The 7727-nt window shown below is 51.2% G+C and carries 7 protein-coding genes; 3 read left to right on the plus strand and 4 right to left on the minus strand.

Features of this window, described 5'->3' with window-relative positions:
• Positions 1-134: 134 nt before the first annotated feature.
• Positions 135-1079, minus strand: coding sequence for a dihydrodipicolinate synthase family protein (locus ACFSW8_RS14085; RefSeq protein ID WP_377089114.1), 945 nt, complete (start codon positions 1077-1079; stop codon positions 135-137).
• Between the two features lie 297 nt (positions 1080-1376).
• On the opposite strand from ACFSW8_RS14085, the gene mnmM reads away from it, so the two are divergent.
• Positions 1377-1922, plus strand: a complete 546-nt coding sequence (gene mnmM, locus ACFSW8_RS14090) for a tRNA 5-(aminomethyl)-2-thiouridylate-methyltransferase MnmM (protein ID WP_377178554.1) — start codon at positions 1377-1379, stop codon at positions 1920-1922.
• Between the two features lie 125 nt (positions 1923-2047).
• A complete protein-coding gene (locus tag ACFSW8_RS14095) occupies positions 2048-2743 on the plus strand; it encodes a DUF481 domain-containing protein (RefSeq protein WP_377089117.1) in 696 nt (231 codons plus the stop codon).
• A gap of 238 nt (positions 2744-2981) precedes the next feature.
• On the opposite strand, the gene ACFSW8_RS14100 is transcribed toward ACFSW8_RS14095, so the two are convergent.
• From ACFSW8_RS14100 to ACFSW8_RS14110, 3 genes are all read right to left on the minus strand, one after another.
• Positions 2982-5735 (minus strand): phosphoenolpyruvate carboxylase, encoded by a 2754-nt coding sequence (locus ACFSW8_RS14100; protein WP_377089119.1) that lies wholly within the window; start codon positions 5733-5735, stop codon positions 2982-2984.
• A gap of 172 nt (positions 5736-5907) precedes the next feature.
• Complete coding sequence (locus tag ACFSW8_RS14105) at positions 5908-6279, minus strand: NADH-quinone oxidoreductase subunit A (protein WP_377089120.1); 372 nt, start codon at positions 6277-6279, stop codon at positions 5908-5910.
• 153 nt (positions 6280-6432) lie between these two features.
• Positions 6433-6729 carry a hypothetical protein gene (locus tag ACFSW8_RS14110; protein ID WP_377178556.1) on the minus strand — a complete coding sequence of 99 codons (297 nt, stop codon included), beginning with the start codon at positions 6727-6729 and terminating at the stop codon, positions 6433-6435.
• Positions 6730-7006: 277 nt separating this feature from the next.
• On the opposite strand from ACFSW8_RS14110, the gene ruvA reads away from it, so the two are divergent.
• Entirely contained in the window at positions 7007-7603 is a 597-nt protein-coding gene (gene ruvA / locus ACFSW8_RS14115; RefSeq protein WP_377091464.1) for a Holliday junction branch migration protein RuvA, read from the plus strand.
• Positions 7604-7727 lie beyond the last annotated feature (124 nt).

Consider the following 7727-nt stretch of genomic DNA (forward strand, 5'->3'; position numbering starts at 1 on the left):
AGATTCCGTTGTTCAATACAACTTACCCCTAACCAATAGAAAGGAAATAAACTTACCAGTTGACCTCTCTTCACATAAAAGCTCCACAAGCTTTGGATAAGCTGTGGAGCGAAGTGGTTGAGGTGGGAAAGGGATTATGCGTCTTTACCGTCCCAGGAGTTCCACCAGTTACGGAAGAGGGTGTGTTGGGAGTCGAGGTGCGCTTGCTGTGATGGGCTGAGTTGGTCGTCTTTTAGGATGTGGTGTTGGTAGGCGGGGTTCCCTTCGAGGACCATGAGACGTTTATAGTAGAGTACGAGGTCGGTTCCTTCATCGAAGGTACAGAGAATGTGCATAGCTTCGTTGAGTTCGAGGGCGAGTCGGCGAGCATTGGCGTCACCTTGAGCAGCGCGTTTGCAGAGGTCTACCATTTTGAGTACTTCGAGAGGCATTGCGGTGCCAACACCTGTGATTGCACCTTCTGCCGCACAATTGACAAAACCGTGGTATGCTTGGGTGTCTACGCCGACCATGAGGGTGAGTTGGTCATTTCCTGTAGTGATATGTTCGGCAGCATAGCTGAGGGCTTGCGCTCCTCCGAATTCCTTGAAACCAATGAGCTGCGGGTATTGAGTGTGGAGTTTAAAGAAGAGGTCAGCCTTGGTTTCGAAACCGTAGTGAGGGGAGTTATAGATGACAGCCGGGAGGTCTGGGCCTCCAGCTTCGAGGATCGCAGTGAAGTGGTTTTGTTGGGCTGCGGGGGAGAGTGTGCGTGAGAGGACTCGTGGGATGACCATCAAGCCATGTGCACCTACTTCCCGGGCGTGGGTGGCATGTGCGACAGCGATTCGTGTATTTTGTGCACCAGTGCCGACGATGGTTTTGATACCTGCATCCACGAGGGCTTTGACTCCAGTCATGCGTTCTTCATCGGTGAGCAATGGCCAGTCACCCATGGAGCCACAGTAGACTACAGCATCCATGCCTGCAGCGATTAAGCTCTTAGCGGTGTCGACGAGGGCCGCAAAGTCAGGGACTCCATTAGCGTCGCAGGGGGTCATGAGTGCGGGAATGGTACCGGAAAAGATGTTTTTATTCATGCAGGTATCCTAGCATGGGTGTATTGTCGGATTGTCAGGTGGGGGCTAATGTTTTTGAATAATCAGCATAAGTTATCGTGTGTTTTAGGTGGGTGAAGTTTGCTTTTGTAGATTGCCGTTGCTGATATATAAGGCTTTTGTTGTGTTGTTGTATGGGGTGTTGGGAATGTTGTGTATTTTATAGTTAATTGTGAATTGGCATACAATGTGAGTGTGGTGGCGGTGAATGATATCTCTTTTTAGAAGGAATCCACTTCTCAAGTGGTGGGTGTGTGGGTATGGCTTTCGGGGATGGTAATGCGACCGATAGAGATGGCTCAGGAGGCGGTACGCCGCGTGGTAAAAGCGGGGGAATGCGTAGTGGATGCGACGATTGGTAATGGGCACGACACTTTGTTTTTATGTGAGTTAGTGGGCGAGTGCGGGAAGGTGATTGGATTTGATGTGCAGGCTACGGCGGTGGCTTCGACGCGGCAACGAGTAGAGGGAGTGGCTGCAGAAGTGTGTTTGCATGCCTGTGGTCATGAGGAGATGGCTGCACATGTGGAGGGGCCTGTGGCTGCGGTGATGTTCAATTTGGGGTATTTGCCTCGGGCTGATAAGGCGGTGATTACGACCGCTGAGACAACTCTTCCAGCACTCCAGCAAGCGCTAGAGTTATTACGTTCTAAGGGGGTAATTTCGGTTATGTGCTACCCAGGGCACGAAGGAGGGGGAGCGGAAGCTGAAGCGGTGGTTGCTTGGGCTGGAGCTTTGGATCGATCAGAGGTCCGTGTGTTGCGATATGAGATGGTAAATGCACCTAATCACCCAGCCTTTCTCTTATTGTTAGAAAAGCAATAAGAGCAGGAAACGAGTGTTCATGGGATGTCACACAATTGCACGTGACAAGTGAAAGGGGGGCGGTAGTGTCCGCGTTTCCATTTACGTTACCCATGAGATTGATGAGAAAAGCAGTATATATAAGTATGGCACTTTGTGCTTCGGCAGTGGCTGAAGAGGAGTTAGTGGATCAACCTGGAGATTGGGAGAATAGTATCGATCTGGGATTCAGCCTTTCGAAAGGGAATACAGACAACGTGCTTTTACGCTTCGGGATTCAAACTGAGAAGAAAGATGGGCCAGACGCCTATTTTGGGAGTTTGAGTTATAAGTACGGCGAGGAGGAATCAAAAGCCAATGAGGATGAGATTTTAGGAAAGGCGACTTGGAAGCATGCGTTTTCTGGGAAGAACTTTTTTGGGTTACGTGTGGACGGGAGACGCGATGCCTTCGCGGACATTGACTATCGGTTTTCGCTGAATGCGACTTACGGGTATTATTGGGTGGATACCGAGACGACGATATTCTCAACTGAGTTGGGTATGGGATTGACGACTGAGGACAAGGGGGATGGCAACAGCACATACATCAACGGACTTTTCGATCAGCATTTTGAGCATAAGTTTAACGACAATGCCAAGGTCTACCAGGATTTGTCTTTTGCACCACGCATCGACCATCTGGATGATTATCGCATTGAGTTTGAGCTAGGTTTAGAGACCAAGATCACCGAAACCATTGCATTCAAAGTCAGTTTTGAAGACCGCTACGAAAGTATTCCGGCAAAAGGGAAGAAGAAGAACGACCTTAAGTTTATCACCGGACTTTCATACAAGTTTTAATACCCAATCGCACTTCAAAAGAGGCCAATGATTTGTTGTGGGGGGGGGATGCGTTGCGCGCTGATTTAGAATAGTTGGCACCGTCATTTGACTCATTGGCATCACGAAGTGGCCTATAGAGCTCTGTCACCACACTGGGTGGGGTTGTGAGTGTTCACCAGTTCTGTGCTGATAGCAAAAGGCTCGACCTCTAGATTGGGGTCGAGCCTTTTCTGTATGTGACTGTTAGTACTGTGGCCTATCCGGTAGTGCGGAGTCCACTGGAGATGGCGTTGATAGAGAGAAGGATGCGTGGGAAGAGGGTTTCTGCTTCTTCTTCTTTTCCTTCAGCTTTGAGGGCGCGCCATTCTTTGATGAGGTTGACTTGTTGTTTGTGGAGGACCTTGAGTGGTTCTTCACGGATTTCGAGTGTCTTATTCATGCGCGGGCGGCGTTCTTCGAAGGAGCCATTAAAGACTTCAGCGAGGAGGTCGCGGGTGCGTTTGTACTCATCGAGGATGATCTTGAGGAACTTATCACGCAGTGCTGTGTCGGAGCATAGATTTGCGTAATCGCTCATCAAGTCAGGGTTGGCACTGGCGAGGTTGGTTTCAACGTTGGTGAGTACGTAGGTGAGGAACACTGACTGTGGGAGATTCTCCTTGAGGGCAGCGAAGTCCTCTGGGCTCTCGTCCTTAAGTTTTTGGAGTGCGGTTCCGGCACCAAACCATCCTGGAAGGTAGTAGCGAGCTTGAGTCCATGAGAAGACCCATGGGATGGCACGGAGGTCATCGAGGCTGAAACTTGTTTTTCCTGTGCGTCGTGATGGGCGTGAGCCGATACGGGAGTTCTCCAGGGCGTCGATGATGGTGGCTTCGCGGTAGAAGGGGATGAAGCCGTCGGTGCGCAGGAGCTCTTTGTATGCTTCCTCTGAACCCTCTGCGAGGAGAGGAGCGAACTGGATGCATGGGTCATCTTTCGCTTCACCGAACTGGTGTTTTGCTGCGGTGGAGGCAGCAGATGCGAGGAGAACCTCAGCATTGTAGGTTGCATTTGAAAGGTTTGCGTACTTCTGGGCAATGGTTTCCCCTTGCTCAGTCATGCGGAAATGGCCAGACATGGAACCGTGTGGGAGTGCAGCCATGAACCACTGGGTTGGGCCAGCGCCACGAGAGATGGTGCCGCCACGACCGTGGAAGTAACCAAGTTTGATGCCACGCTCTGCGGCACGTTCGACCATGGCTTTTTCAGCGCGGTGGAGTGCCCAGGCTGCGGTAAGGATGCCACAGTCTTTGTTAGAGTCGGAATAGCCGAGCATCACTTGCTGGAAGGGTTGCTCGTCTTGGAAGCGGAGGGTGTAGCTGCGCTTGGTGACGGGGTGGTCGAGGAAGCCAGTGAGGAGTGCTTCTGAGGCATCGAGGTCTTCTTTTGTTTCGTATAGAGGAACGACTTCAATGGGGGAAGCGAGGCCGTCTTCAGTATTGATGAGGAGACCGGCTTCACGCATGAGAGCGTAGACGACCAGGAGGTCGGAAACGGAGCGCGTCATTGAGACGATGAATGCGCCGATGCCGTGGTGTCCGTAGTCATGGATTTGTTTCGCGATGACGCGGTAGCAATTGAGTACGGAATCAGCTTCTGGGCCGGCACTGCAGCGGTTGTGAATGAATGGGCGTGTGGTTTCGAGCTCTTTGGTGAGGAAAGCACAGCGTTTTTCTTCGGACCAGCTGGCAAAGTTTTCGCCATCTTCGATTTTTGCGCGCACGAGGAGTTGGCTGAGTGCCTTGTCGTGGTATTCGGAGTTTTGGCGGACATCGATGGTAGCGAGGTGGAAGCCGAAGGTTTTGACCTTATGTCTGAGTGGGGTTACATATTGTTCCACGAGGTGCTCACAGCCGGTAGCGCTGAGGGTATTTTCGAGGAGGGCGAGGTCGGCATCGAGTTGTTCTGGGCCGTGGTAGCCACCATTGTTTGCGGCTGTTTCATAGAGTTTACCACGCATGAGGTAAACGAGCTGGCGCCATGGTTCGTCGCGGTTTTGTTCGATAACGCCATTTGCCCAGACGGGGTCCTGGAGGTCGAGTCGGAGCACATCGATGCGCTTTTGCAACTCCGCAGGAATTTCCTGGAACTGGCTAGAGATAGTGAGGTGGAAGGCCAGGGACTTGAGTTCTTTTCGGAGGAGGACGAAAGAATGTGAACGGAGGTCTGCGAGAGTGCGTTCGGTCACTTCAGGAGTCACAAGTGGGTGACCATCGCGGTCGCCGCCTATCCAAGTACCGAAGGTGAGGCGAGGGAGGGCGTTGAGATCTTTGAGTTTATCCTCAGAGAATCCAGCGTCTTTCCAAGCTTCACGGAGGTGGCCGTCTAGGCGAGAGAGAACAGCTGGGTACATCTCGCGGAGGTAGTAGAGGGCATTACGCAGCTCCATATTGAGGTCTGGGCGCGTCATGTGGATTTCACCTGTGCGCCAGAGTGATTCGAGGGCGGCGGTGATTTTATTTTGGAGACGGCGTTTTTCGCGATCGGTAAATTTCGGGTACTCGCTGGTGACGAGTTGTTGGTAGATTTCGCGATGGCGTTCACGGACGGTGGCACGTTTTGCTTCAGTCGGGTGAGCGGTGAGGACGGGTTCGACGTGGACGTCTTTGAAGACTTCGAGGATTTGGTCTTCACTCATCCCAAGGTCTTGCATTCCCTTGAGGGAGCGTGACCAGAGTCCGCGGATGGACTCGGCTCCGAGTGCTTTTTCACGTTCACGGCGGATTGCTGCCGAGACACGTTCCTCGACCATGTTGAGGAGCTGGAAGCCAATGGAGTAAAGTTGTTGGATTCCTTCAGGTGGGTCGGATTTAGGGGTTTCGCCGCGCCATGGGATGAAGGGTAAAAGATCGTCTTCGCCCAATGAAGTAAGGGCTTCCGCTAGGCTATCGACAAGGAGAGTGAGAGTATTGTCGATGAGTTCAAAGCCTTCGCTACGTAAATTTTCGCGTATCTGGTTCTTGTCAGTCACGCCGCAGAGTATGGCTAGGACTTATCGGCGGGCAAGTAAGATTCGGTGCAATTCTGGAATAAAAAGTGCTGAATCAGCTGTAGGAAGTGTCGAGTTTGGTCAAATGGGGGCCATACCGGCAGCTTGAGTGTAGGGGGGAGGCGGGGTTTATGTGGAATCGAGTGCGTTAGGCTTACTCGTTCCAACTGAGAGCGCTTTTTTTGAGGGCGTAGAGGTAAGCGACGGCGAGAACTCCGACGAAGCCGAGTACGCTGTAGAGAGCCACGCTATTGACGGCGATGAGCTCTTTGAATTGCACTGCCCATGGGTACATGAAGACGACTTCGATATCAAAGAGAACAAAGAGCATGGCCACCATGTAGAACTTTACAGAAAAGCGCGGGGCACCTCCACCGACTGGTAGCATACCGCATTCATAGACGGTATCCTTGGCTCCATCACGGCGTCCCTTTTTACCGAGGAGGACACTTAATCCAAGTGAGATGGCAGCAAAGCCGATAGCGGTAAGTGCTTGGAGTATGACGGGGTAGAAGCTTTCTAGCATAGTAGGTGATAGGTTTTACGGGATCAGTTGTAGGGTGTTGGCAAGTGGGTCGGCAAGTTTCTTTTCGAGAAAAGCAAAAGACCCATGCTGAGGAGTTCAGCATGGGTCATGTTAAAGAGTGCTTTCCCGCTGGGTGAGCAGAAAAGAATAAATTTATTCAGCTTCGAATGAGCTATGAGCTTCGGGGAGACGTGCGAGGCCTTTGTATTCTTTGCCTTGCTTTTCAACCATGCCGCGTGTGACAAGGTTTTGAAGTTTCTCATAAGCGCGCAAGCGAAGCATTTCTTCTCCACCACTAACGGCGTTGCGTTCCTTGAGACGGTCAAAAACACTCTCGAATAGTTCATTGAAACCAAAGAAGCGGTCGTCCGCTCCGAGGACATGAACGATCTCATCAGTCACGTGATCTGGGACGCGACGAGAGAAGCGAGTTCTTTTAGTAGTTGCCATAACGCGCGGATATTAGCAGTTTTATCGACGAATGGCGACTGCAAATTTCAAGTATTAATAAATTTGTCTCTCGGGTGCCAAGCGAAATCCGTTGGAAAGTGATCGAAAAGATCGATTCATCAATAGATTTTCAATGGTTTGAGCGATTTTTTGTGGGTAGGAATTTTTTTGTAGACTGTGGCTAAGTGCTTAAGAGAGCTGAAATGATGGGTGAAATGGGGGTGGGTGATGGCTTCTGGCTGGTCAAGTGAGTGTGAGTGGGTGTAGGGTTTTGGTCATGATAGCACGTTTGAGAGGGGTTGTTTTGGAGGCGTTACCGAACCGTTTAGTAGTGGATGTGAGTGGGGTGGGGTATTTGGTAAATGTGCCCTTATCGACCTATGACAGGTTGAATCCCTTGGAGGGGGACAGGATTGATTTAAGGACGCATTTGCACATTCGGGAGACGGCTCAGACATTATATGGGTTTGCCTCGGATGCGGAGCGCGACATTTTTTTACTTTTGATTGATCGGGTGAGTGGGATTGGACCTGCGATAGCGATGGCGGTGTTGAGTGGGATGCCTGTTGAGGAATTTAAGGGGGCAGTGGTGAACAATGATGTGGCGGCGCTGTCTAAGATTAAAGGCCTGGGGAAGAAGACTGCTGAGAGGATTGTTCTGGAATTGAAGGATAAGGTGGGCGTGGCTGATGGATGGAAGGCAGCGAGTGAGAATACGGCTCCGAGTGCGGCGAATGATGCGGAGTTGGCATTGATTGGTTTAGGCTACAAGCAGGCTGAGGCAAGGAAGGCGGTAAAGGCGGTGAGTGCAGCCGACCCAAGTGTATCAGCGGAAGATCTTTTACGTGGAGCATTGCGGATGCTAAATTCTTGATTCAGTAGTGCCATTTTTTCCGACCATTCCGATGAGGTAATGGCTTCATGGGGTGGCCTAAAAAAGATAGAATGAGAAGAGAGGTGAGGCCGCGCCATGGTTGCTGGTAAGCTCATGGCTCATA

The organism is Rubritalea tangerina (assembly GCF_042683245.1).
Lineage (GTDB): Bacteria > Verrucomicrobiota > Verrucomicrobiia > Verrucomicrobiales > Akkermansiaceae > Rubritalea > Rubritalea tangerina.

Bases quoted from the DNA above. Each gene is read 5' to 3' on its own strand.
- ACFSW8_RS14085 (WP_377089114.1), bottom strand. From the start codon at position 1,079: ATGAATAAAAACATCTTTTCCGGTACCATTCCCGCACTCATGACCCCC.
- mnmM (WP_377178554.1), top strand. From the start codon at position 1,377: ATGCGACCGATAGAGATGGCTCAGGAGGCGGTACGCCGCGTGGTAAAA.
- ACFSW8_RS14095 (WP_377089117.1), top strand. From the start codon at position 2,048: ATGGCACTTTGTGCTTCGGCAGTGGCTGAAGAGGAGTTAGTGGATCAA.
- ACFSW8_RS14105 (WP_377089120.1), bottom strand. From the start codon at position 6,279: ATGCTAGAAAGCTTCTACCCCGTCATACTCCAAGCACTTACCGCTATC.
- ACFSW8_RS14110 (WP_377178556.1), bottom strand. From the start codon at position 6,729: ATGGCAACTACTAAAAGAACTCGCTTCTCTCGTCGCGTCCCAGATCAC.
- ruvA (WP_377091464.1), top strand. From the start codon at position 7,007: ATGATAGCACGTTTGAGAGGGGTTGTTTTGGAGGCGTTACCGAACCGT.